This is a genomic window from Microbacterium sp. CFBP 8794 (genome assembly GCF_014841235.1).
In the GTDB taxonomy this organism is placed as follows: domain Bacteria; phylum Actinomycetota; class Actinomycetes; order Actinomycetales; family Microbacteriaceae; genus Microbacterium.
Genome location: NZ_JACYTT010000003.1, coordinates 188,826 through 212,245, shown reverse-complemented (window position 1 = coordinate 212,245; position 23,420 = coordinate 188,826). Strand labels below are relative to the sequence as shown.

Here is a 23,420-nt window from a genome sequence, read left to right as displayed (position 1 = left end):
TCAGACAGCCGACGGGGCGATTCCGCGCGCCTCGAGGGCGGCGAAGATGCGTGCCGTGACCTCGTCGAGCCCGCCGACACCGTCGATCTCGTCGACGATGCCGCGCGTGCCGTAGACGTCGAGGATGGGCGCGGTCTCGCGCTCGTAGATGCCCAGACGCGTGGCGATGGCCTCTTCGGTGTCGTCGGCGCGGCCCTGCTCGGCCGCACGGGCCGTCAAGCGCGCGAGCGACTCGTCGCGGGGCACCACGAGGGCGATGACCGCGTCGAGACGTTCGTCGCGTCCGCCCAGGAACTCGTCGAGGTGCATGACCTGGGCGAGGTTCCGCGGATACCCGTCGAGGAGGAAGCCCTCGGCGGCGTCGGCCTGCGAGAGGCGGTCGCGCACGACCGCGCTCGTCAGTTCATCGGGGACGAGGTCTCCCCCGTCGATGATCGACTTCACCTGCAGACCGAGGTCTGTTCCCTCGGCGACGTTCGAACGGAAGACGTCGCCCGTCGAGACGACCGGGATGCCGAGGGCGTCGCCGACGCGGACGCCCTGCGTTCCCTTGCCCGAGCCCTGGGGCCCCACGATCAGAAGACGCGCGGTCATCGCAGCAGCCCTTCGTAGTGACGCTGCTGGAGTTGCGCGTCAATCTGCTTCACCGTCTCGAGACCGACACCCACGATGATGAGGATCGATGCTCCGCCGAACGGGAAGTTCTGGTTTGCCCCGACCGTCGCCAGCGCCACGAGCGGCAGCAGCGCGATCAGACCGAGGTAGATGGATCCCGGCAGGGTGATGCGCGTCAACACGTAGTCGAGGTACTCGGCCGTCGGACGACCCGCACGGATGCCGGGGATGAACCCGCCGTACTTCTTCATGTTGTCGGCGACATCGACCGGGTTGAAGGTGATGGCCACGTAGAAGTACGTGAAGCCGACGATCAGCAGGAAGTACACGAGCATGTAGAGCGGGTGGTCGCCGCGCGTGAGGTACTGCGAGATCCAGGTCACCCAACCGGCCGGCTCCTGGCCCGCCTGCGGCTGGTTGAACTGCGCGATGAGGGCGGGGATGTACAGCAGCGACGAGGCGAAGATGACGGGCACGACGCCGGCCATGTTCACCTTGATCGGGATGTAGGTGTTCGTGCCGCCGTAGGTGCGACGCCCGACCATGCGCTTCGCGTACTGCACGGGGATGCGGCGCTGGGACTGCTCGACGAAGACGACCAGTGCGACGATCACGATGCTCACGGCGAGGACGAGGAGGAAGACCTCCACGCCGCGCGAGGTGAGGATCGACAGCATGGCGCCGGGGAACGTCGCCGCGATCGAGGTGAAGATCAGGATCGACATGCCGTTGCCGACACCGCGCTCGGTGACCAGCTCGGCGAACCACATGACCAGGCCGGTGCCGGCGGTCAGGGTGATGATCATGAGCAGCTGCGCCCACCAGATGTCATTGGTGAGCAGCTGCTGGCACTCGGGGATGCCGGCCGAGCCGAACAGCTGTCCCGAGCGGGCCACGGTGACGAGGGTCGTCGACTGCAGCAGAGCCAGAGCGATCGTCAGGTAGCGCGTGTACTGGGTGAGCTTGGCCTGCCCCGCCTGGCCCTCTTTGTAGAGGGTCTCGAAGTGCGGGATCACGACGCGCAGGAGCTGCACGATGATGGTGGCCGTGATGTAGGGCATGACGCCGAGCGCGAAGATCGACAGCTGCAGCAGTGCGCCGCCCGAGAAGAGGTTGACCAGCGACAGCAGCCCCTCGGTGCCGCCCGACTGGTTCAGACACTGCTGGACGTTGGGGAAGTCGACGAAGGGCGTGGGGACGTGGGCACCGAGCCGGTAGATGGCGATGATGCCCAGCGTGAAGGCGATCTTCCGCCTCAGGTCGGGCGTGCGGAAAACCCGCGCGATGGCGCTGAACAAGGGGATTCCTCCAGAACGATCTCGGCACGCCGCAGGGCGCACACCAAATCAGACTAACCCAGAAGGGGCCGACGGCCGTAAGCCCGCCGGCCCCTCAGGGGTCGTGCGTCAGTTGACGGAACCGCCGGCGGCGACGATCTTCTGCTCAGCGGAGCCGGAGACCTTGTCGACCGAGACGGTCAGCGCGACCGAGATGTCGCCGGTGCCGAGCACCTTGACCTTCTCGTTCTTGCGGACGGCACCCTTGGCCACGAGGCCGGCGACGGTCACGTCGCCACCCTGCGGGTAGAGCTCGGCGAGCTTGTCCAGGTTCACGACCTGGTACTCGACGCGGAACGGGTTCTTGAAGCCACGGAGCTTCGGGGTGCGCATGTGCAGCGGCATCTGCCCACCCTCGAAGCCGACCCGGACCTGGTAGCGGGCCTTGGTTCCCTTGGTACCGCGACCGGCGGTCTTACCCTTCGAGCCCTCACCGCGACCCACGCGGGTCTTGGCCTTGTGGGCTCCCGGGACGGGACGCAGGTGGTGGACCTTCAGCACGCCGGGGCGCGCCGCGGGGGCTTCCTTCTTCTCAGCCGTCTTACGGGCCGAGGCCTTCTTCGGGGCGGCGACCGTTGCGGTCTCGTCCTTCTTGTCAGCCATTAGTCGATCTCCTCAACCTTGACGAGGTGGGCGACGGTCTTGACGTAACCGCGCGTCTGCGCGTCGTCGGGACGGACGACCGAGTCGCCGATCCGCTTGAGACCGAGCGAACGCAGCGTGTCACGCTGGTTCTGCTTCTCGCTCACCTTGGACTTGATCTGCGTGACCTTCAGACGCTCGGCCATCAGGCACCTACCTTCTGGGCGGCGGCCTCGGCGCGCACGAGGCGGGCCGGGGCGACCTGGTCGAACTCCAGGCCACGGCGGGCTGCCACGGCGCGGGGCTCTTCGAGCTGCTTCAGGGCTGCGACGGTCGCGTGCACGATGTTGATCGTGTTCGACGAGCCGAGCGACTTCGACAGGACATCGTGGATGCCGGCGCACTCGAGGACGGCGCGGACGGGACCACCGGCGATAACACCGGTACCGGCAGCGGCGGGGCGCAGGAGCACCACACCGGCGGCAGCCTCACCCTGGACGGGGTGGGGAATGGTCGAACCCGAACGCGGGACGCGGAAGAAGTTGCGCTTGGCCTCTTCGACACCCTTGGAGATGGCGAGGGGGACTTCGCGGGCCTTGCCGTAACCGACGCCCACGACACCGTTGCCGTCACCCACGACGACGAGCGCCGTGAAGCTGAAGCGACGACCACCCTTGACCACCTTCGAGACGCGGTTGATCGTCACGACGCGCTCGAGGAACTGGCTCTCGTTGCGGTCGCGCGAACCACGGTCGCGCTGGTTGGTGTTGCGCTCGCGACCACCGCGACGCGGCTCGCGCTCACGCTCGGCGGGGGCCGTGGCCGCAGCCGCACCCTCTACCGGTGCAGTCTGCTCGGTCACTTCGGTCTCCTTGTTGTCACTCACAGGTTCAGCCCTCCTTCGCGAGCTCCGTCGGCGATCGCGGCGACACGGCCGGCGTAGCGGTTACCGCCACGGTCGAACACGACGTCGGCGACGCCCACGGCCTTGGCACGCTCGGCGACGAGTTCGCCGACCTTGCGGGCCTTGGCGGTCTTGTCACCGTCGAACCCGCGCAGGTCGGTCTCGAGGGTGGAGGCAGAGGCCACGGTGTGGCCCTTGCTGTCGTCCACGACCTGGACGAACACGTGGCGCGCCGAGCGCGTCACGACGAGACGGGGACGCAGCTCGGTGCCGACGACCTTCTTGCGAAGGCGCGCGTGGCGACGGGCACGGGCGACGGACTTTGTCTTGACAGCCATGGCTACTTACCACTCTTTCCGGCCTTGCGGCGCACAACCTCGCCCGCGTACCGCACACCCTTGCCCTTGTACGGCTCGGGCTTGCGGATCTTGCGGATGTTGGCGGCGGCCTCGCCGACGGCCTGCTTGTCGATGCCGCTCACGGTGACCTTGTTGTTGCCTTCGACCGTGAGGGTGATACCTGCGGGCGGCTCGATCAGGACGGGGTGCGAGAAGCCGAGGGCGAACTCGATCGAGCTGCCCTTCTGCGCCACGCGGTAACCCGTACCGACGACCTCGAGGCCCTTGGTGTAGCCCTGGGTGACACCGATGATGTTGTTGTTGATGAGCGTGCGGGTCAGGCCGTGGAGCGACCGCGACTCGCGCTCATCGTCGGGGCGGGTGACGAGAACCTGGTTCTCTTCGACCGACACCTCGAGGGGCTGGGCAATGGTGAGCTCGAGCTCGCCCTTGGGGCCCTTGACGGCGACCTCCCGGCCGTTCACCGAAACGGTGACGCCAGCGGGGATGTCGATGGGAAGACGTCCGATACGCGACATTCTCAGATCACCACACGTAGGCGAGGACTTCCCCGCCGACGCCCTTCTGCTCGGCCTGACGGTCGGTGAGGAGACCGGAGGAGGTGGACAGGATGGCGACGCCGAGCCCGCCGAGGACCGTGGGGACCTCGGTCGACTTCGCGTACACGCGGAGGCCGGGCTTGGAGACGCGCTTGATGCCGGCGATCGACCGCTCGCGGTTCGGGCCGTACTTCAGCGTCATGTTGAGGGTCTGGCCGACACGGGCGTCTTCGACGGTCCAGTCGGCGATGTAACCCTCCTGCTTGAGGATCTGGGCGATGTTCGTCTTCAGCTTCGAGTTCGGCATCGACACGGAGTCGTGGTGAGCCGAGTTCGCGTTGCGCAGACGGGTCAGCATGTCTGCGACCGGGTCTGTCATCGTCATGTGTTGCTTCTTTCGTTCATGAGGTTTCGACTGCCGTTACGCGACAGCCGACCTTCGATGAGGGGCCCCCGGAAACCCGGGGGCCCGAGTTCAGGCCTGAGCGTCGGCCGACTGGAAGGGGAAGCCGAGCTGACGCAGCAGCGAGCGGCCTTCCTCGTCCGTCTTCGCGGTGGTGACGATGGTGATGTCGAATCCACGCACGCGGTCGATGCGGTCCTGATCGATCTCGTGGAACACGGACTGCTCCTGGAGACCGAAGGTGTAGTTGCCGTTGCCGTCGAACTGCTTGGCCGAGAGACCGCGGAAGTCGCGGATACGGGGCAGAGCGAGGTTGACGAGACGGTCCACGAACTCCCACGCGCGGTCACCGCGGAGGGTGACGTGCGCGCCGATCGCCTGACCCTCGCGCAGCTTGAACTGCGCGATGGACTTGCGAGCCTTGGTGACGACGGGCTTCTGACCGGTGATCTTGGTGAGGTCGTCGACCGCACCATCGATCACCTTGCTGTCGCGAGCGGCCTCGCCGACACCGGTGTTCACGACGACCTTGACCAGTCCGGGGATCTGCATGACGTTCGGGTAACCGAACTCCTCCTGCAGAGCCTTCTTGATCTCGGCGTTGTACTTCTGCTTCAGGCGGGGCTGGATCTTGCCAGTCTCCGCGGCAGTCACGGTGCTCATGTTCAGAGGTCCTTGCCTGACTTCTTCGCGAAGCGCACGCGGACGGTGCGCTTGACGCCGTCCTTCACCTGCTCCTCGACCCGGCGGCCGACGCGGGTCGGCTTCTTGGTCGAGGGGTCGACGAGCGCGACGTTGGAGATGTGGATCGGGGCTTCGAACGTCTCGATGCCACCGGTCTTGGTGCCGCGCTGGGACTGGCCCACGCGGTTGTGCTTGGTGACGTAGTTCACGCCTTCGACGATGACGCGGTTCTGCTCGGTCAGGATCTCGAGGACCTTGCCCTGCTTGCCGCGGTCGCCGCCACGCTCGGGCTTGGCGCCCGTGATGACCTGAACCAGGTCACCCTTCTTGATTTTCGCCATGATCAGATGACCTCCGGGGCGAGCGAGACGATCTTCATGAACTTCTTGTCACGAAGCTCACGACCGACGGGTCCGAAGATGCGGGTGCCGCGGGGCTCCCCGTCGCTCTTCAGGATCACGGCGGCGTTCTCGTCGAACTTGATGTATGAGCCGTCGGGACGGCGGGTCTGCTTCACGACACGGACGACGACAGCCTTGACCACGTCGCCCTTCTTGACGTTTCCACCGGGGATCGCGTCCTTGACCGTGGCGACGATGACGTCACCGAGGCCCGCGTAACGACGGTTGGAGCCGCCGAGCACGCGGATGGTGAGCAGCTCCTTGGCGCCGGTGTTGTCGGCGACCTTCAGCCGGGATTCGTTCTGAATCACTTTTTACTCCTTGGATTCCAAGTAAGCGCGAGGCTTACTTGGCCTTCTCGAGGATCTCGACCAGGCGCCAGCGCTTGGTGGCGCTCAGCGGACGGGTCTCGTTGATGACGACCAGGTCGCCGATGCCCGCCGAGTTGGTCTCGTCGTGCGCCTTGACCTTGGAGGTGCGGCGGATGACCTTGCCGTAGAGCGGGTGCTTCACGCGGTCTTCGACCTCGACGACGATGGTCTTGTCCATCTTGTCGCTGACGACGTAGCCACGACGCGCCTTGCGGTAACCGCGGGCGTTCTCGTCGCGCACATCGTTCTCGGAGTGCTCGTGACCGACGACCTGCGCCTCGGCCTCTGCCTTCTTCGCGGTAGCCATTACTCCGCCTCTTCCTTCGCGGCGTCGTCAGCGGCGTCCGCCTTCTTCGCCTTGCTCTTCTTCGCCTTCGTCGCCTCGACCGGGGCCGGGGTGGCGCGGATGCCGAGCTCGCGCTCACGGATCACGGTGTACAGACGCGCGATGTCGCGCTTGACTGCACGGATGCGACCGTGGCTTTCGAGCTGGCCGGTGGCCGACTGGAAGCGCAGGTTGAACAGCTCTTCCTTGGCCTTACGCAGCTCCTCGACGAGGCGCTGGTCTTCGAACGTGTCGAGCTCGCTCGGGGCGAGCTGCTTGGTGCCGATCGCCATTACGCGTCGCCCTCCTCGCGCTTGATGATGCGTGCCTTCAGGGGCAGCTTGTGAATGGCTCGGGTCAGTGCTTCACGAGCGAGCTGCTCGTCGACACCCGCGACCTCGAAGAGGACGCGGCCGGGCTTGACGTTCGCGACCCACCACTCGGGCGAACCCTTACCGGAACCCATGCGGGTTTCGGCCGGCTTCTTGGTGAGGGGGCGGTCGGGGTAGATGTTGATCCACACCTTTCCGCCACGCTTGATGTGACGCGTCATGGCGATACGAGCGGACTCGATCTGACGGTTGGTCACGTAAGCGGGGGTCAGCGCCTGAATACCGTACTCACCGAACGACACCTGCGTGCCACCGGTGGCCTGGCCGGAACGGCCGGGGTGGTGCTGCTTGCGGTACTTGACCTTGCGGGGGATGAGCATTACGCCGACGCTCCTTCTGCCACGGGGGCCTCGTTGCGCGGGCCACGACGACGGTCGCCACCGCGGTCGTCACGACCGCGGGACTTGGGCGCGTTGGCCTGCTCGCGGGCGAGCTCCTTGTTGGTGAGGTCGCCCTTGTAGATCCAGACCTTCACGCCGATGCGCCCGAAGGTGGTCTTGGCCTCGTAGAAGCCGTAGTCGATGTTCGCGCGCAGGGTGTGCAGGGGCACACGACCTTCGCGGTAGAACTCCGAGCGGCTCATCTCGGCGCCGCCGAGGCGACCCGACACCTGGATGCGGACACCCTTGGCGCCGGCACGCTGCGCGCCCTGCAGGCCCTTGCGCATCGCGCGGCGGAACGCCACACGAGCGGTGAGCTGCTCGGCGACACCCTGCGCGACGAGCTGAGCATCGGCCTCGGGGTTCTTGACCTCGAGGATGTTCAGCTGGATCTGCTTGCTGGTGAGCTTCTCGAGGTCGGCACGGATGCGCTCGGCCTCGGCGCCGCGGCGACCGATCACGATGCCCGGACGGGCGGTGTGGATGTCGACGCGGACGCGGTCACGCGTGCGCTCGATCTCGATGTTGCTGACACCGGCGCGGTCAAGCGAAGTGGTCAGCAGGCGACGGATCTTGATGTCCTCGGCGAGGTAGTCGGCGTAACGCTGACCGGCCTTCGTCGAGTCCGAGAACCACCGCGACACGTGGTCGGTGGTGATGCCGAGGCGGAAGCCGTACGGGTTGACCTTCTGTCCCATTACTTGCTCGCCTTCTTGTTGGCGCGCGCCGGGGCCGCAGCAGCGTCTTCCGGCGTCGCGAGCACGACCGTGATGTGGCTCGTGCGCTTCTTGATCTGGAAGGCGCGACCCTGTGCACGGGGACGGAAACGCTTGAGCGTCGTGCCCTCGTCGACGTACGCGTTCTTCACGTACAGGTCGGCGTCATCCAGGTATTCGTTCGTCTTGTCAGCGGTGACGCGAGCGTTCGCGATCGCCGAGGCGACGAGCTTGTAGATCGGCTCGCTCGCGCCCTGGGGCGCGAACTTCAGGATGGCGAGGGCCTCTTCGGCCTGCTTGCCCTTGATGAGCGCGACGACACGACGAGCCTTCTGAGGGGTCACGCGGATGTGTCGCACGCGTGCGATGGACTCCACCATTTCTCTCTCCTCTAGCGCCACCGCGTCAGCGGCGGCGGCCCTTCTTGTCGTCCTTCACGTGGCCGCGGAAGGTGCGGGTGGGCGAGAACTCGCCCAGTTTGTGACCGACCATGGTCTCGGTCACGAACACGGGGATGTGCTTGCGACCGTCGTGCACGGCGATGGTGTGTCCCAGCATGGCGGGGATGATCATCGAACGGCGCGACCAGGTCTTGATGACGTTCTTGGAACCGGCTTCGTTCTGCGAGACGACCTTGCGAAGCAGGTGCTCGTCGACGAAGGGGCCCTTCTTAAGGCTGCGAGGCATCTTCCTCTACTCCTACTTACGCTTCTTGCCGGCGGTGCGACGGCGGACGATCAGCTTGTCGCTTTCCTTGTTCGCGTGACGGGTGCGGCCTTCGGCCTTACCCCACGGCGAAACGGGGTGACGACCACCGGAGGTCTTACCCTCACCACCACCGTGCGGGTGGTCGACCGGGTTCATGGCGACACCACGCACGGTCGGGCGGACGCCCAGCCAGCGCTTGCGGCCGGCCTTGCCCCAGTTGATGTTCGACTGCTCGGCGTTACCGACCTCGCCGATCGTGGCGCGGCAGCGCACGTCGACGTTGCGGATCTCACCCGAGGGCAGACGCAACTGCGCGTAGGGGCCGTCCTTGGCGACGAGGCGCACGGAGACGCCCGCCGAACGGGCCATCTTCGCGCCGCCACCGGGACGCAGCTCGATCGCGTGGATCACGGTACCGGTGGGGATGTTACGCAGCGGCAGGTTGTTGCCGGGCTTGATGTCAGCGCCGGCACCCGACTCGACGACATCGCCCTGCGACAGCTTGTTCGGCGCGATGATGTAGCGCTTCTCGCCGTCCGCGTAGTGCAGCAGCGCGATGCGCGCGGTGCGGTTGGGGTCGTACTCGATGTGAGCGACCTTGGCGTCGATGCCGTCCTTGTCGTTACGACGGAAGTCGATCAGACGGTACTGACGCTTGTGTCCACCACCGATGTGACGCGTGGTGATGCGGCCCTGGTTGTTGCGGCCACCGGTCTTCGACAGGGGGCGCAGCAGCGACTTCTCAGGCGTCGATCGGGTGATCTCGGCGAAGTCGGCCACCGACGAGCCGCGGCGACCGGGGGTCGTGGGCTTGTACTTGCGAATAGCCATTGTTCTTGTCCTCTATCCCGACCGTCAGCCGACAGACGTGAAGATGTCGATGGTGCCCGACTTGAGCGACACGATGGCGCGCTTGGTGTCCTTGCGCTTGCCGGTGCCGAAGCGGGTGCGACGGGCCTTGCCGACGCGGTTGATCGTGTTGACCGAGGCCACCTTGACGCCGAAGATCTTCTCGATGGCGAGCTTGATCTCGGTCTTCGAGGAGCGCGGGTCCACCAGGAAGGTGTACTTGCCCTCGTCGATGAGCGAGTAGCTCTTCTCGGAGACGACCGGCTTCAGGATGATGTCGCGCGGGTCTTTGTTGACGGCGGTCATGCCGAGACCTCCTCGGTGGCAGCGGACTTCGACGCGACGAACGCGTCGTAAGCGGCCTTGGTGAAGACGATGTCGTCGGAGACGATCACGTCGTAGGTGTTCAGCTGGCCGACGGTCAGCACGTGGACGTACGCGAGGTTGCGGACGCTCTTCACCGTCAGCTCGTCGTCGCGGTCGATGACCACGAGGACGTTCTTGACGGCGCCGAAGGCCTTCAGCGCGGCAGCGGCAGCCTTGGTCGAGGGGGCACCCTCGATGGCGAAGCTGTCGACGATGTGCAGACGCTGCCCGCGAGCACGGTCGCTGAGCGCACCCAGCAGGGCGGCGGCGATCATCTTCTTGGGCGTGCGCTGGCTGTAGTCACGCGGCTTGGGGCCGTGGACGATGCCACCACCGGTCATGTGCGGCGCGCGGATCGAGCCCTGACGGGCGTTACCGGTGCCCTTCTGCTTGAAGGGCTTGCGGCCGGCACCCGAGACCTCGCCACGACGCTTGGTCGAGTGCGTGCCCTGGCGTGCCGCGGCGCGCTGCGCCACGACGACCTGGTGGATGAGGGGAATGTTCGTCTTGACGTCGAAGAGCGCGGCGGGCAGCTCGACGGAGCCTGCCTTCTTGCCGTCGGCCTTCACGACGTCGAGCGCGAGAGTCGAGTCAGCCATGATCAGGCACCCTTCACTGCGTTGCGGACGTAGACGATGCGGCCACGAGCACCGGGGACAGCGCCCTTGACGAGCATCAGGCCCTTCTCGGCGTCGACGGCGTGCACCGTGAGGTTGAGGACGGTCACGCGCTCGCCACCCATACGGCCGGCCATGCGCATGCCCTTGAAGACGCGGCTCGGGGTCGACGATGCGCCGATGGAGCCGGGCTTGCGGTGGTTGCGGTGCGAACCGTGCGAAGCGGACACACCCTTGAAGTTGTGACGCTTCATGACCCCCGCGGTGCCCTTGCCCTTGCTGGTGCCGACGACGTCGACGCGCTGGCCGGCTTCGAAGAGACCGTCGACGGTCAGCTCCTGGCCGAGCGAGTAGTCGGCGGCATCCGCCGTGCGCACCTCGGTGAGGTGGCGACGCGGGGTCACGCCGGCGGCGTCGAAGTGAGCCGTGAGGGGCTTGTTCACCTTGCGGGGGTCGATCTGGCCGTAGCCGATCTGAACGGCGTTGTAGCCGTCCTTCTCGAGCGAGCGCAGCTGGGTCACGACGTTCGGAGCGACCTCGATGACGGTGACGGGAACGAGCTTGCCGTTCTCGTCCCACACCTGGGTCATGCCGAGCTTGGTGCCGAGGAGGCCCTTGGAGATCTTGGAGTTGATGTCAGACATGTCGAACCTCAGAGCTTGATCTCGATGTTGACATCGGCCGGAAGGTCGAGGCGCATCAGCGAGTCGACGGCCTTGGGCGTCGGGTCGATGATGTCGATGAGGCGCTTGTGGGTGCGCATCTCGAAGTGCTCGCGGCTGTCCTTGTACTTGTGGGGCGACCGGATGACGCACACGACGTTCTTCTCGGTCGGAAGGGGAACCGGGCCCACCACGGTGGCACCGGCACGGGTCACGGTGTCGACGATCTTGCGCGCCGACGAGTCCAGCCCGGCGTGATCGTACGACTTCAGGCGAATGCGGATCTTCTGTCCCGCCATTGTCTGCTCTCTCTCTTTCTCGCGTCTTACCCGACCTGGGGCATTGGACGCACGGTGGTGCTCTCGCACCCTGGCACTTCCCCTCGCTCACGCGAGAGATGCTGCACCGCTGTTCAGCTGTCAAACCGGATGCCATGGCATCCGGCCCACCCCGCACGCACGCGTGCGAATCCGATGAAGGAAGGGGCTCGGTGTCTGTTCTGCTGCCGGCGGCCCAGGACCCTGCGCTTTCGCGCCGCCTGTGCACTGCCCTGACAGTGATCCTGGCGCGCGCCGAGCGCACACCGGAATGTGGAACTGCATTAGTCTACGTAGCCCCGAAGCGAGTCGCAAACCCGGGCGTGTCGCGCCCGGCGGATACCCAGGATCGCTGGCCCCGAACGCGACGACGCCGCCCCCGGTTCGCGGGAGCGGCGTCGATGCAGAGCTGCGACGTCAGGCGTTGCCGATGTGCTTGTCGACGTTGGCCCGCGTCTCGTCGACCTTCGCGTGATGCTCGGTCGGCACGACCTTTTTGATGGCCTCGGCAGCGCCGTCGAGGACCTTGTCGCTGACCTCTTCGGCCTTCTCGCTCTTCAGCGCCTCTTCGATCTTGTCGCGGTTCTCGTCGAGGAGCTTCTTGCCCTTCGCGATGATGTCGTCCACGCCACCCATGTGCGTCTCCCTCGGTGCCGGTGCCGGCGGGATGCCGGCGTGTCGACCTTCATTGTGGAGCGGGTGGCGCGGGGAGGGGAAGGCCTCCCCGCTCCGGCGCAGGGGGTGTATCAACCGGCGAAGCCCGCGACGAACGGATCGCACGACGCGTCGACCGTCACGGGGGTGTCGCTCGCCGTCGGAGTGTGACGAAGGTCGAGCGGTCCGAGCGGTCCGCCCGGAAGCTGCACCGTGTACGAGACCGTGCGCGACTCGTTCTGTCCGAGCGTCACCATTCGACTCTCCCCGGTGTTCCCGTTCTCGTTCCCGCTTCGCGAGAGAGAGGGGATGTCACCATCGGCGGGATCCATCGCGGTGATCGTGGCACCCGGAGGCGCGAAGAACAGGGTGTCGAGCATCATCGTCGTGCGCGGCAGGCCGTAGGTGCCGTTGCGCGCACCCAGCGTGTAGGCATTGGTGATGTCATCCGTGATGCTGTTGCGCAGGTTCATCGAGACGTTGACGGTGCGATCCGCGGCGTTGCAGCTCGCGAACACCTCGGTGGCGAGGTGGTACTCGAGCTTGCCGACAGAGAAGTCGTTCAGATAGATGCCCACCTGCGTCGATGCGGCATTGTCCGTGCGCAGACCGCCGTCGAGACCGACCTCCGTCACGAGGGCCTGTGCCTGCTCGTCGGTGAACCACAGGTTGATGCGCTGCTCCTGAGCGCTGCGCGTGAGCTGGTCGAACATCGCGATGGGGTTCCACTGTCCCCCCGACAGGCGGGAGAACACCGTCGACGACACCAAGGCGAAGAACTCGTCGGACGAGCGCCCGTTGTCACCGGCGTCGCCGTAACGCTGATACGCGTCGCTGAGCACGAGCTTGACCGCGTTCTCGGCGGTGATCTGCTCGCCGGTGGGCAGATCGACAGGGCCCAGCACCTCGAGCATGTGAGAGAGCACAACGGGGTCGATCGAGATCACACCATCGAACTGCGAGCCGTCGGTGCGATCCCACAGCGATTCGAAAAGACGCGCGGTCGTCGGGAAATCGGGCGTGAACGTGAAGTCCTGCGAGTAGCGGGTGAAGGTGTCGGGGTACAGCGCCAGCGTGCTCTCGGGGAGGTCGAGCGCCGAGCGCCCCGCCTGCCCCGCCGCGTAGAACGCCATCGAGTCCGACTGTTCCTTGAGCTCGATGCGTCCGTTGTCGACGACCATCACGCTCGACGCCGCGGGGTTTCCGCCGGTGGCGCGGATCTCGGCGTTGTTCTGGAACAACACGAGGTACGTCTTGGGTCCGTCGCCGCCCGCCGCAGCCAGAAGGGACGGCAGGTACTTCTGCACGAGGGTGAGCGACGGTGCCGCCTGGTCGACGATCTGGGCGACCTGATCGAGGGGTTCGGTGACGATCGGGAGCAGATTGGTGCGGTCGATGCCGTCCGTGACGACCTTGGCGTCGGTGAACGCCGCGGTGATCTCGGGAAGCGCACCCTCGGCCTGGCGGAACGGTTCGAGGTTGATGCCACCACCCTCGACCGCGAGCGACGAGAAGTCCGACGCCGACAGCAGGGCGACCGTCGGCGGCAGGGCGCGCCCGGTCAGTTCGCGGGTCATGGCGGTGAGGCTCTGCACCGCCTCGGTGTTGTCTTTGACGAGGGGAATCGAGGATGCCAGGTCCCACAGCGGGCCGGAGGAGTTGGCGTCGGCGCGTTCGGTCTGCTCGAGAACCTCACCGGACACTTGGTTGAGGCCGGCGATGTCGCGGTTCGCGACGATCTGAGGCACGAAGGACAGCTTCGACTGCGCGCCCAGCAGATCGGTGCGGACGACACCGGCCTGGTGGGCGAAGGCCAGCGACACGGCGGCTGCGCCGCAGACGGCGAAGCCGAGGACGCCGACGGTCCAACCGGCGATCGTGGCGGCGCGCTTGCGCCGGGTGGAGACAGCGGGCTCGGCGGCCAACCCCGGTCGGCGGGACCGGTCCCTGCGGGACTGCGGGGCGGCGTCGGTCACTGCGATCCCGTCCCGCCGGCGGGTTCGTCGACCGGCGGGTCAGTGACGATCGGTGGCTGCGACGGCTCTTCGGTCGGTTCCTCTGTGGGCGGGTCAGACGGCGGGGTGCCCGGCTCGGACGGACTGCTGGGCTGAGAGGGGGCGGGCGTCGGAGAAGGGTTGGAATTGCCGGGGTTCGACGACCCACCGCCCGAATTCGACCCACCCGACCCGGGGTTGCGGGTCGAGGGCTGGCTGGGCGTCGCTTCGCGTTCCGCCTCTTCGAGGGCGAGCACGCGCTGGTTCTCCGTGCGCAAGGCGTCGACCGCCGCAGCGAACACCGGGATCTCCGAAAGGCCGTCGCCCCCGGCCTGCTGCGAGGCCCGGACGCGCGCGGCGGCGTCCGTCACGGCAGCGCGGAAGCTCTGGCTCGCCGAGTCGTTCGTCACCACGATCTTGGTCGCCTCGGTCTCGATGGCGGACCCCAACGAGGTGAGCTCCCCGCGGAAGCTGGAAAGCGCGGATGTCACCTGGGACCGCGCATCCCGGGCCGCGGTGACGAGGGCCGGCAACGAGTCCTTTGCGAGACGAACATCGTCGATCGCCTCACCGACATCGGCGAGCGACTTCTCATCGATCGATGCACGAGCGTACGTCGGCACCGTCACGGTTGTGGCGACCTCCGTCGCCTGAAGGAGCGCCATACGCGACGCTTCCGCCGCGGCCAACGGTACAGGGTCGACGCGGCCCTGAAGGGCGGTCAACACCGGACCGCTGTTCTGCGCGAGCGCTGCTCCCTCGGCGATGGATGCTGCATACAGGTCGGCCGCCGTCTGCAGCACTTTCGTGTCGTTGGCCAGCTCAGCCTCGCGCTCGCGAAGGCTGATCATGGCATCGTCGGCGGGGTTTGCGGTGGCGCGCTGCACAACGGCGAAAGACGCCGTGCCGACGATGGCGACGACGGCGAGCACCGCGGCCGCGACGCTCAGATAATTGACCGCACCCGCCTTGCGGCGACCGCCGAAGATCGGGCGCTTGCCCACCTGAGCGAGTTCCGGGGCCCGCCATCCGTCTTGCTCGACTCTCGTCCCGCCCGTTGCGACAAGGGCTGCGAGGTCGGCCTTCAACGCCGATGCGGAGGTGGCTCGCGATCCGCCGAGCTGCGCGCCGAGGTCACCCCGCGAACGCGCGTCGGAGTCCGATTCCGCTCCACCCAAAAGCTCAGCAAGACTTGGTGCCGTCCGCCCTTCGACGGAAGGGGAAGCTCCACCGACGAGATCCTTGAGCGCCGAGGAATTCGCCGGACGAGGGTCATCCGTTGCCTTTTCTTCAGCGCCGACGAGAGCGCGAAGCGATGCGGTGTCTGCGGAGCCCAGAGACGTATCGCGCCCTGCTGAAGTCTGCTCGGTGGTGGGCCCAAAGATCGTTCTGAGATCGTTCATGGCGTCTCCTGGGCGCCATCTCCGGCGCTGTTCTGCGAATGTCGTAGGGTAGTCGATGGGCGCCGGATGCGGCGCGGATTGCTCCGGGACAGAATAGCCCGAGAATTCGTGCGAGTCCTCCGGGCACCCGCTCATCTCCCCACCGGCGAATGGACGAGGCTTGGAACTGCGCGACTATCTCAGAATCCTTCACCGCAACTGGATTCTCATCCTTGCACTAACCATTCTCGGCGGTGCGGGGGCGTTCGGTTACTCGCTGCTTCAGACACCGACGTACGAGGCGAACACCCAGCTGTACGTGTCGGTGAGGTCCGACAGTTCGGGCGTCAGCGAACTAGCGCAAGGCACCAGCTTCGCTCGACAGGCAGTGGTCAGCTTCGTCGACGTCGTAGACAGCTCCGTGGTCCTGGATCGGGTGATCAACGACCTGAATCTCGACGAAACAGCACAGCAGCTGGCCAGTAAGATCGACGCGTCGTCGCCGACGAATTCCGTGATCATTGCGATCCGGACCTCAGACACGAACGCAGAACGGGCTGCAGCGATCGCCAACTCCGTCGGAAGCCACTTCGCCGATGTCGTGGTGAACCGTTTGGAAAAGCCCGAAGGCGACTCCGCTAGCCTCGTTCGGGTGGAGACAATCGAGCCAGCGCTGGTGCCGACTTCCCCGGCCTCTCCGCACACGCCAGTGAACATCGTTCTGGGTATCGCCATCGGCCTGGCCCTCGGACTTGCTGTCGCCGTGCTCCGTTCCATCCTTGACACGCGCATTCACTCTTTGCACGACATTGAGTCGGCTACCGATGCCCCCGTGCTCGGCGGCATCGCACTCGACCCTGATGCGAAGAAGCGTCCACTGATTGTGCATGCTGACCCGCGCAATCCACGTACAGAATCTTTCCGCAGTCTGCGTACCAATCTTCAGTTTGTCGATGTCGATGGATCATCGCGCTCCTTCGTTGTCTCAAGCGCCGGACCCGGCGAGGGGAAATCGACGACGACAGCCAATCTCGCGCTCGCCCTGGCTGAGACAGGAGCGCGTGTGGCGCTCGTCGACGGCGACCTCCGTCTTCCGCGTGTCGCGGACTACATGGGTTTAGAGGGCGGGGTAGGCCTGACCGATGTGCTGATCGGGCGCGCCGAGCTTGTCGACGTTCTTCAGCAATGGGGTACCGACAAACTTTTCGTTCTGCCTTCGGGACGGACGCCCCCAAACCCGTCGGAGTTGCTCGGTAGCCAGGCTATGCAGCGGACTCTTGCGGCACTGGAGGAAGCATTCGACTACGTGCTCGTGGACGCGCCTCCCCTCCTGCTCGTCACCGACGCCGCCGTCGTCTCCCGCTTCACCAGCGGCGTACTGATGGTGGCAGCCTCGGGCACCACAAAAAAACCGCAGCTCACGGCGGCCGTCGAGAAGCTGAATGCTATCGGAAGCCGCCTGTTCGGCGTCATCGTCACCATGCTCCCGGCCAAGGGCCCGGACAGCTACGGCTATGGCTCCTACTCCTACGCGACTGTTGGGGACGCGCCCAAGCCGCAGAAGGGCGAGCGTCGTTCGCGCCGAGACGAGGCCGAAAGCAAGTGAGTTTCTCAATCCTCTCCGTCTGCACTGGTAACATTTGCCGGTCCCCCGTCGCGGAACTCATGCTCGCCCGTGATCTCTCCTCTGTGGCCGGTATTCACGTCGAGAGTGCGGGAACTGGGGCACTCGTGGGTGCGGGTGTGCCTGACCCAGCGCGTCTTCGCGCAGCTTCTATCGGGATCGACGCCTCAGCCCACGAGGCTCGTCAGATCAACATGGCAATGATCCGACGTGCTGACCTCGTGCTGACGATGGCTCGCGAGCATCGGAGGGTCGTCGTCCAGCACGTACCTGCAGCGATGCGGAGGTCATTTACCTTGCGTGAATTCGCGCGCATTGCCGAAGTGGTGCGGCCACAGCTCGAAGATGCCGTACGCGCCGCCGGTGCGCAGACCGCTGAAGATGCCGTGCGCGCGGGCGTCGCGTTGGCCGCGGCCCTCCGAGGAACAGTGCCGCCGCCGGCAGATCCAAGCGACTTCGACGTCATCGACCCCTACCGACGGTCCGAAGACATTTACGAGCAATCATTCGATGAGTTGCGACCGGCCGCAGAGGTCGTCGCCTCATACCTGACTGCCGCGGCACGGGCCAGGAAATCTGATTGAGATCAGACGACCAACCCCGTCCGAACCGCCTCCTCTGGGAGAGACAACCTCCGGACTCCGGTGCGCAGTCCGGAGGTTGTTGCACACGCTGCGCTGGCAGTATGGCAGTCATTCGAGCACGAGGTTCTGTACCGTCTTTCATCGTCGTAGCCGTCTATCCTCTTTCGCATCGAAGGGCAAGGCGCCCTAGCAAGGCTGGATTTCTCGCAGTCGGGGCCCGCCTTTGGCACAATGGCCGGAAGGACGTTGCGAGTAACATCGGTAAACTTCTTGATCTTCACCCCGAGAGCGCGGCACGAGACGAGAGACGGTTACATGGCCGAAGCAGATGGATTCGAGTGGCGGCGAAATCGTCGCGACTTCATCATGGCGGGTGGAGCGGCGGCCGCGATCGCAGCTGTCGGAGGCGTTCTGACGCCCTCGGACAGTGCTCGGGCGCAGAATGAGTTTGTCGAAAGCGTAAACGGCCAAACCGGCGAGGTGACGCTCCGAGCCGCAGACATCGGAGCGCAAAGGCAGGACAGCGCGGATGCCGCGGGCATCATCGCTGACCCCTCAACCTTCCCGGGAGTCGACCCACGCGGCAACTCGGACTCGACGGACGGGCTGCAGACCGCCCTCCTAGCGACGCCCGACGGAGGACAACTCGTCCTTCCCGCCGGCCGCTACATCATCAAGGGCAACCTCAGCATCCCGAGTGGCCGATCGATCCGGATCGTTGGGTACGGTGCGACCTTGATCCACGCGGGTACGGTTCCGCTGCTGAGTGCATCCGGCCAATACAGTAGCCCTGTCGCCGTCCGTGATCTGCGCGTAGACGAGGTCAAATTCCCGAGCGGCGCGAGCGCACCCGTCTCACGATTCACAACCTCGAACGCACCGACATGGTCCGCGGGTGACGTTGTGAAGATTGTGTCCGACGACATAATCCCTGAATCTCGAGCAGGATCGGGAGGTAGTCAGTCGAGACTCGGCGAATTCGCCGTCGTGCACGCCACAGAAGGCAACTTGACGACGCTGGCAGCGCCACTGCGCGAGGCCCACGCAACAAACATCCGTGCCGCGGCCACGTCCGAGCAAACGTTGACACTGGAGGGGATGACTTTCGACACAACGGATGTGGGTGTCACGAATTCTCGTGGCGTCACGGTGCATCTCATGCGTCTTCGGGAACCCATCATCCGCAACGTGAGGGTTCGTCGCGCTTCCGCTATCGCGTTCCAGTTGAGTTCTTGCTTCGGGTACTCGATCACGAACTGCCTGGTGGACGGGATCACGGAAAATCTGTCGAACGGGCAGCTGGGCTACGGCATTTTGGACAACGGCTCCGCTTTCGGTCGCATCACGGGCGGCCTATTCCGACGAGTTCGGCACGCATACACGGACGATTCCCCTCGAGTGCCCGCCAACAGCGCCCCTAGCTCCTACGGCCGCACCTACGGTACACAGATCGTGGGCGCTGTAGCTACGATGACTTATAACAACGCTTGGGATACCCATCACGCATCAGAAGGAGTCCAGTTCATTGGATGCACCGCGGTTGGCGGCATTCCACAAGGCGATAAGGGCTACGCAGGCTTTGGACTCCGCGGGAAGAATCATCGCGTCTCCGGTTGCGTGTCCATAGACATGGAATCTGGCGTTTCCGTCTTCACCGAAGGCGCGAGTGGGCAGTCTTACGGTCACACCGTCAGTGATCTGCTGGTGCGCAGAGCCACGAGCGCTGCTCTGATCGTCAATATCCACGGGGACAATCATCCGGACGCGCGAACGCGGTCACCCGAGCAGACGCTCCGAGCGACCGATATCGTCGCCGACGAATGCCGTCGACTGCTATACGCCATCAACGCAAACGTTCGATTGAGTAATGCCGAATACACTCCACCGCTGGGCGTGAGCAAGGGCGAGTACAACGGAATCACCAACCGCAACTCGTACATCGAGGCGCGCGGCATCCTGCTCGACTACACGCAGAACACGACTGGGGTGCCGCAGCCGTTTCTAGCGGTATCGACAGACAGTTCATGGTCACCGGGTCGCCAAGAGACTGTCCTCGACGGCGTACGGATCAGATCGACACCGTCCGTTCGCAGCCGCGTCTCACGACCCTTCATCGGCGGCTCGCACATGATTAACGCGCGGGGGGTGGAGTTCAACGAGACGTTCACGGTGCTGCCGGGCGACCGTCACGAGAGTTCTCTTATCGAGTGGCGTTGCAATAGTGACCCCGGGCAGGCGCCGCAAGACCAGAATTCGGCATTCTTCTACCTGGGAAATACAGAACTGCTCGAGGACCCAATGACGAGGGTTCGACAGTCACCAGACCCCAGCGTGATCGTCAAAGTGAACCCCAGTACACAAAACCTTCTCGTCAAGAAATTTGTGAACGGCTACATACGAGGACAGATCGTTACCTTTTGGATCCAGGACCTGGTTTCAGGATCCTGGAAAATCTCTACGGACTCCACAACCGGGATCGTTCTGTATGGCACCACTTCGCGAATCCTCCGCAAGAACGATCAGCTTCAGATCGTCTGGGACGGTTCTGTTTGGCGGGAATTGGCCTGAGATCCTGCCATCGAAGCTGGTGAGATCGCAATTCTCCGGTGCATCACCCAGGAGGGATCTAGGGAGCGCCCCACGAGGGTGACGGCGGCGGACTTACCGTGCGCGCCGATGATGAGGTTCCCTTCCCATGACCCCGGAAGGCGCCGATCCGACGCCGTCTCTGGCCGGTCATCGATCGAGACCGTCCCCACGATCGGAGCACCGCGCTCACCCACGGGCTTACGCGGCTGCCTCGCCGTGCGCCTCGATCGCAGCAGGATGCCGTGCTGGGCGAGCTCCCCTTTGGAGAGCGCGTAGATCCACCGGTAGATCGCTTCGTGCGACACGGTCCTGCCTGCAGCGTTCGGCGACTCATCCATGGTGTCAACGCTCGCGTCTGTCGCCTCAAGGAGCAACCGGCCGATCTGCCGCGGTGTTCGCGACCGCTTCAGATCAGCGCGCACCCGCTCGGCGAGCACCTCGTCAGCGTCAATGAGTCGATGCTGCGGGCGCCGGCGGCGCCGCTCGGCACGGCAGTCAGCGGACACCGGCTTGTACTCTCCGGGAGCCAATGAGTTCCGAGCACGCTCGCGCCACACCACCGTCCTATCCCGATCGATCAACTCACCGATCTCAGAATCCGACGCCCTTGCTTGATCCCGACCACGATCTGAGCGCGATCCAGAAACGACAACACCCGACGCACCATCCAACAACCCCCTCGTTGCTACGACGATATGACACCGCCCCCTGTCAACATTCAGATGCGACTGCTTTCGCGAATGCTATCGTCTGGTAGATGATTTGGAACGCGACGTCGTCCAGCGTGAGATCTTCGCGCACACCGATAACCGCCGCGTCATCGCCGTAACATTTTTGGAAGATGTAACGGGCGCGAGCCACGTGGGGCGTAAATGTGACGACCACGGGGTGTTTAAAGCCTAAGCGAGCGGACTCTAGGTGGAGAGCGGCAGCCTCCCCTGCTGTCGTGGCAGGCTTCGCGGCGACACAAATTCTCGGCGCAACGTAGCAACGACTGTTGTTCGGCTTTGAGACAATGAGAGGAATGTTCCCTCCGCGCTCAGCGACAATGCGTTCTGCAGCCTCGATACGGGCGTGAGTTGCCGGCCCGAGGACAAAGACTGCATCCACCTCGCTGAGCTGATCGTCCGCCGGGAATGTGAACGCAATCACCCCCACCGCGATCCAACTAAAAAGCAGAGCGAGAAGGATACTGCCGACAATTATCGGTCCTCGAGACGCTTTTCGCACATCATCTCCTATAAATTTCCACCTTCGCGTCCTGGCGCCAATTTATACCGTCAGCTGCTCGATCGCTCGCACATGGACCCTGCGCTTATATCCGAGTACGCGCCTAGGAAAAGGCGCACGGCCCCGCCATCAGCGTGCAGGTTCGTCGCGACGCACGTGTCTATCAGCTGGAGAATCAGCTGAGGTTGGAGAGAAAATTGTCGGCTGCCATGCTAAGCAGGATGAGGGCGGCAACGGAGCCGAAGCTGGCGAAGTTGATGAGGATCAGGGCGACCCAGTCGGGCAGATGGCGCTCGGTCACGGCCCTTCGATTGGTCTGCACAACGTCAGCATAGATCTTCTGACCCAGGTGGGCGCGAGCAGACGGTGTCCGGTTTCGCGAACGGTCACGCCGCAGGCGTAGAGCGACGTGATCACCTCAACGAACTGGGGCATCTGTCTCGGCCCCGTGCGCCAGGTTACGCGCGACCGTGGCGTCTCTGGCGTGCGCGGCTTAAGCTCTCCGGCAGCGGTGACCGCCATTCGATCACAATCCTGCGCGAGAAGTGTCACGTGGATGGGCTTGCAGATCAACATCGTCCTAGCGCCCGTGCAGTGCACCTGGGCCCACGGCTCGGCTGTCCGACGAATTGTCGAACCCGGTCGCCCACTGGACTCTCAGGCACGCTCATCGGGGCTGCGGAAGTACTACGCCACTTCCTGCTCGATTGTTGAAGCCGCCTGCATTCAAGCCACACCCTCAAAGTTCCTCGACGCCAACTCGGTCACCACCGGTAAGCGCGCGGCGACCCGTCGACGGAACGCGTCCAGCCGCTCCGGAGCGATTCGCTCGATCGCGGTGGCGCCGAAGCCTGGAGAAGGCTCGAGGAGAAGATCGGGCGTCTCAAAAAGCTCCGCCAGGCCTTCAACTTTCCCCTGCGTGGAAACCACAAGTGCCGGCGTTCCCTGGCTCAGCGCCATGATTGCAAGGTGCATTCGCCCGGTGACAACGGCCTCTGCCCGTCTCGTCAAAGAGCGAACTCCCGAGGGTTCGAGAAGTCGATCCACGAAGATTACCCGGTCCGCCGGATACCCCTGCGCCACACGAGCCCCTTCCTCGATGTCTCCGTGAGGTCCACGTTGGACATGCGGCAAGACCACGACGTTTCGGTCGGAGGCGAGAATGGCATCGATTACCTCACGAAGTTCCGAAACTTGATCGAGGCCGCGCGCAACCAGCGCGCTGGCATTCACTATCACGAATGCGCGCCCGGCGATCCGTTCGAATTCCTCCCGTTGGGTGATCGCGGGATTGTTGGTCGTCAATTGGAAGACCGTGTCAGAGGTTCCCACCGCCTTCGGGAGACCGTCGGCGTGGATACGGCGGAGAGATACGGGGTCGCGCACGAACAGCTGAACGCCCGCGTCGTGCGCCGCCCTTGCATACGCCGCGACGATTGCCGGGGAACGTCCGTTCCAGCTGAAGCCGAGGAGACGACTGGGCACGCCCTTCCGGGCGAAGCAAAGGGCGAGATTCCACCGCGCCACACTGGCCACTGGATTGTAGCCACCGTCCATGATGTCGGCACCGGTCACACTCAGCGATCGAGTCTCGGATACCAGTCGCCCCAAACGCCATACGTCGACCCAATGTCGGACACCGGTGAGCTGCATGAGCGCGGGCATCGCCGCGGTCTCGACGCGGCCGGGATCAGGGTTATTCAGCGCACCGGACGAAGGCAGGATGGCCAGCACTCGGCCGGAGGAATTCTCAGCGAACGCCTCGAACATTGCCTGGTCGCCGATGTTACCCCCGCCGGGGGCTGTGATAAGTACGTGGACAGGGGGTTGTTTGGA

The 23,420-nt window shown here is 64.9% G+C and carries 31 protein-coding genes; 3 read left to right on the top strand and 28 right to left on the bottom strand.

The window, feature by feature from the left end; genetic code table 11:
• From IFU19_RS08395 to IFU19_RS08275, 25 genes are all read right to left on the bottom strand, one after another.
• Entirely contained in the window at positions 1-594 is a 594-nt protein-coding gene (locus IFU19_RS08395) for an adenylate kinase (protein WP_055936036.1), read from the bottom strand.
• Complete coding sequence (secY, locus tag IFU19_RS08390) at positions 591-1,913, bottom strand: preprotein translocase subunit SecY (RefSeq protein WP_055833728.1); 1,323 nt, start codon at positions 1,911-1,913, stop codon at positions 591-593. The genes IFU19_RS08395 and secY overlap by 4 nt, the downstream gene beginning before the upstream one ends.
• A 108-nt stretch (positions 1,914-2,021) precedes the next feature.
• A complete protein-coding gene (rplO, locus tag IFU19_RS08385; RefSeq protein WP_070408570.1) occupies positions 2,022-2,555 on the bottom strand; it encodes a 50S ribosomal protein L15 in 534 nt (177 codons plus the stop codon).
• Positions 2,555-2,740 (bottom strand): 50S ribosomal protein L30, encoded by a 186-nt coding sequence (rpmD, locus tag IFU19_RS08380; protein WP_013583998.1) that lies wholly within the window; start codon positions 2,738-2,740, stop codon positions 2,555-2,557. Before rpmD ends, rplO begins: the two co-directional genes overlap by 1 nt.
• Positions 2,740-3,420, bottom strand: coding sequence for a 30S ribosomal protein S5 (rpsE, locus tag IFU19_RS08375; protein ID WP_070408571.1), 681 nt, complete (start codon positions 3,418-3,420; stop codon positions 2,740-2,742). The genes rpmD and rpsE overlap by 1 nt, the downstream gene beginning before the upstream one ends.
• On the bottom strand, positions 3,417-3,776 hold the full coding sequence (gene rplR, locus IFU19_RS08370) for a 50S ribosomal protein L18 (protein WP_055833725.1): 360 nt from the start codon (positions 3,774-3,776) through the stop codon (positions 3,417-3,419). The genes rpsE and rplR overlap by 4 nt, the downstream gene beginning before the upstream one ends.
• 2 nt (positions 3,777-3,778) lie before the next feature.
• The gene (gene rplF / locus IFU19_RS08365) at positions 3,779-4,315 is read right to left on the bottom strand and encodes a 50S ribosomal protein L6 (protein ID WP_055833722.1); all 537 of its coding nucleotides are present in this window, start codon (positions 4,313-4,315) and stop codon (positions 3,779-3,781) included.
• Between the two features lie 7 nt (positions 4,316-4,322).
• Positions 4,323-4,721, bottom strand: a complete 399-nt coding sequence (gene rpsH, locus IFU19_RS08360; RefSeq protein WP_055833719.1) for a 30S ribosomal protein S8 — start codon at positions 4,719-4,721, stop codon at positions 4,323-4,325.
• A 90-nt stretch (positions 4,722-4,811) separates the two neighbouring features.
• A complete protein-coding gene (gene rplE, locus IFU19_RS08355) occupies positions 4,812-5,402 on the bottom strand; it encodes a 50S ribosomal protein L5 (RefSeq protein ID WP_055833716.1) in 591 nt (196 codons plus the stop codon).
• A gap of 2 nt (positions 5,403-5,404) precedes the next feature.
• Positions 5,405-5,764 carry a 50S ribosomal protein L24 gene (rplX, locus tag IFU19_RS08350; RefSeq protein ID WP_055833711.1) on the bottom strand — a complete coding sequence of 120 codons (360 nt, stop codon included), beginning with the start codon at positions 5,762-5,764 and terminating at the stop codon, positions 5,405-5,407.
• Between the two features lie 2 nt (positions 5,765-5,766).
• Entirely contained in the window at positions 5,767-6,135 is a 369-nt protein-coding gene (gene rplN / locus IFU19_RS08345) for a 50S ribosomal protein L14 (protein ID WP_055833708.1), read from the bottom strand.
• Between the two features lie 34 nt (positions 6,136-6,169).
• Complete coding sequence (gene rpsQ / locus IFU19_RS08340) at positions 6,170-6,502, bottom strand: 30S ribosomal protein S17 (RefSeq protein WP_070408572.1); 333 nt, start codon at positions 6,500-6,502, stop codon at positions 6,170-6,172.
• Positions 6,502-6,813, bottom strand: a complete 312-nt coding sequence (rpmC, locus tag IFU19_RS16840; RefSeq protein ID WP_013584007.1) for a 50S ribosomal protein L29 — start codon at positions 6,811-6,813, stop codon at positions 6,502-6,504. Before rpmC ends, rpsQ begins: the two co-directional genes overlap by 1 nt.
• On the bottom strand, positions 6,813-7,232 hold the full coding sequence (gene rplP / locus IFU19_RS08330; protein ID WP_055833705.1) for a 50S ribosomal protein L16: 420 nt from the start codon (positions 7,230-7,232) through the stop codon (positions 6,813-6,815). Before rplP ends, rpmC begins: the two co-directional genes overlap by 1 nt.
• Positions 7,232-7,990 (bottom strand): 30S ribosomal protein S3, encoded by a 759-nt coding sequence (rpsC, locus tag IFU19_RS08325; protein WP_055833702.1) that lies wholly within the window; start codon positions 7,988-7,990, stop codon positions 7,232-7,234. The genes rplP and rpsC overlap by 1 nt, the downstream gene beginning before the upstream one ends.
• The gene (gene rplV / locus IFU19_RS08320; RefSeq protein WP_055833699.1) at positions 7,990-8,388 is read right to left on the bottom strand and encodes a 50S ribosomal protein L22; all 399 of its coding nucleotides are present in this window, start codon (positions 8,386-8,388) and stop codon (positions 7,990-7,992) included. The genes rpsC and rplV overlap by 1 nt, the downstream gene beginning before the upstream one ends.
• 25 nt (positions 8,389-8,413) lie before the next feature.
• Positions 8,414-8,695, bottom strand: coding sequence for a 30S ribosomal protein S19 (gene rpsS / locus IFU19_RS08315; protein WP_013584011.1), 282 nt, complete (start codon positions 8,693-8,695; stop codon positions 8,414-8,416).
• Positions 8,696-8,707: 12 nt separating this feature from the next.
• On the bottom strand, positions 8,708-9,547 hold the full coding sequence (rplB, locus tag IFU19_RS08310) for a 50S ribosomal protein L2 (protein WP_055833696.1): 840 nt from the start codon (positions 9,545-9,547) through the stop codon (positions 8,708-8,710).
• Positions 9,548-9,571: 24 nt separating this feature from the next.
• Positions 9,572-9,871 carry a 50S ribosomal protein L23 gene (gene rplW / locus IFU19_RS08305; protein ID WP_055833695.1) on the bottom strand — a complete coding sequence of 100 codons (300 nt, stop codon included), beginning with the start codon at positions 9,869-9,871 and terminating at the stop codon, positions 9,572-9,574.
• Positions 9,868-10,530 carry a 50S ribosomal protein L4 gene (gene rplD, locus IFU19_RS08300; protein WP_055833692.1) on the bottom strand — a complete coding sequence of 221 codons (663 nt, stop codon included), beginning with the start codon at positions 10,528-10,530 and terminating at the stop codon, positions 9,868-9,870. Before rplD ends, rplW begins: the two co-directional genes overlap by 4 nt.
• 2 nt (positions 10,531-10,532) lie before the next feature.
• Positions 10,533-11,192 carry a 50S ribosomal protein L3 gene (rplC, locus tag IFU19_RS08295; RefSeq protein WP_055833690.1) on the bottom strand — a complete coding sequence of 220 codons (660 nt, stop codon included), beginning with the start codon at positions 11,190-11,192 and terminating at the stop codon, positions 10,533-10,535.
• A gap of 8 nt (positions 11,193-11,200) precedes the next feature.
• Positions 11,201-11,509, bottom strand: coding sequence for a 30S ribosomal protein S10 (gene rpsJ / locus IFU19_RS08290; protein ID WP_013584016.1), 309 nt, complete (start codon positions 11,507-11,509; stop codon positions 11,201-11,203).
• A 435-nt stretch (positions 11,510-11,944) separates the two neighbouring features.
• Entirely contained in the window at positions 11,945-12,163 is a 219-nt protein-coding gene (locus tag IFU19_RS08285) for a hypothetical protein (RefSeq protein ID WP_191916657.1), read from the bottom strand.
• Between the two features lie 110 nt (positions 12,164-12,273).
• Entirely contained in the window at positions 12,274-14,157 is a 1,884-nt protein-coding gene (locus tag IFU19_RS08280; protein WP_191916656.1) for a DUF4012 domain-containing protein, read from the bottom strand.
• Positions 14,154-15,578 (bottom strand): hypothetical protein, encoded by a 1,425-nt coding sequence (locus IFU19_RS08275; RefSeq protein WP_191916655.1) that lies wholly within the window; start codon positions 15,576-15,578, stop codon positions 14,154-14,156. Before IFU19_RS08275 ends, IFU19_RS08280 begins: the two co-directional genes overlap by 4 nt.
• Before the next feature lie 160 nt (positions 15,579-15,738).
• On the opposite strand from IFU19_RS08275, the gene IFU19_RS08270 reads away from it, so the two are divergent.
• From IFU19_RS08270 to IFU19_RS08260, 3 genes are all read left to right on the top strand, one after another.
• The gene (locus tag IFU19_RS08270) at positions 15,739-17,163 is read left to right on the top strand and encodes a polysaccharide biosynthesis tyrosine autokinase (RefSeq protein WP_191916654.1); all 1,425 of its coding nucleotides are present in this window, start codon (positions 15,739-15,741) and stop codon (positions 17,161-17,163) included.
• Entirely contained in the window at positions 17,160-17,765 is a 606-nt protein-coding gene (locus IFU19_RS08265) for an arsenate reductase/protein-tyrosine-phosphatase family protein (protein WP_191916653.1), read from the top strand. The genes IFU19_RS08270 and IFU19_RS08265 overlap by 4 nt, the downstream gene beginning before the upstream one ends.
• Positions 17,766-18,080: 315 nt before the next feature.
• On the top strand, positions 18,081-20,333 hold the full coding sequence (locus tag IFU19_RS08260) for a hypothetical protein (protein WP_191916652.1): 2,253 nt from the start codon (positions 18,081-18,083) through the stop codon (positions 20,331-20,333).
• Between the two features lie 732 nt (positions 20,334-21,065).
• Here the strand turns inward: IFU19_RS08260 and IFU19_RS08255 are convergent.
• The 3 genes from IFU19_RS08255 to IFU19_RS08245 all read right to left on the bottom strand — a co-directional run bounded on the left by IFU19_RS08255 (position 21,066) and on the right by IFU19_RS08245 (position 23,354).
• The gene (locus IFU19_RS08255; protein ID WP_191916651.1) at positions 21,066-21,584 is read right to left on the bottom strand and encodes a YdcF family protein; all 519 of its coding nucleotides are present in this window, start codon (positions 21,582-21,584) and stop codon (positions 21,066-21,068) included.
• A 175-nt stretch (positions 21,585-21,759) separates the two neighbouring features.
• Positions 21,760-21,906 carry a hypothetical protein gene (locus tag IFU19_RS08250; protein WP_191916650.1) on the bottom strand — a complete coding sequence of 49 codons (147 nt, stop codon included), beginning with the start codon at positions 21,904-21,906 and terminating at the stop codon, positions 21,760-21,762.
• Between the two features lie 404 nt (positions 21,907-22,310).
• Positions 22,311-23,354: a polysaccharide pyruvyl transferase family protein gene (locus tag IFU19_RS08245; RefSeq protein WP_191916649.1), complete on the bottom strand. Its 1,044-nt coding sequence runs from the start codon at positions 23,352-23,354 to the stop codon at positions 22,311-22,313.
• Positions 23,355-23,420: the final 66 nt, after the last annotated feature.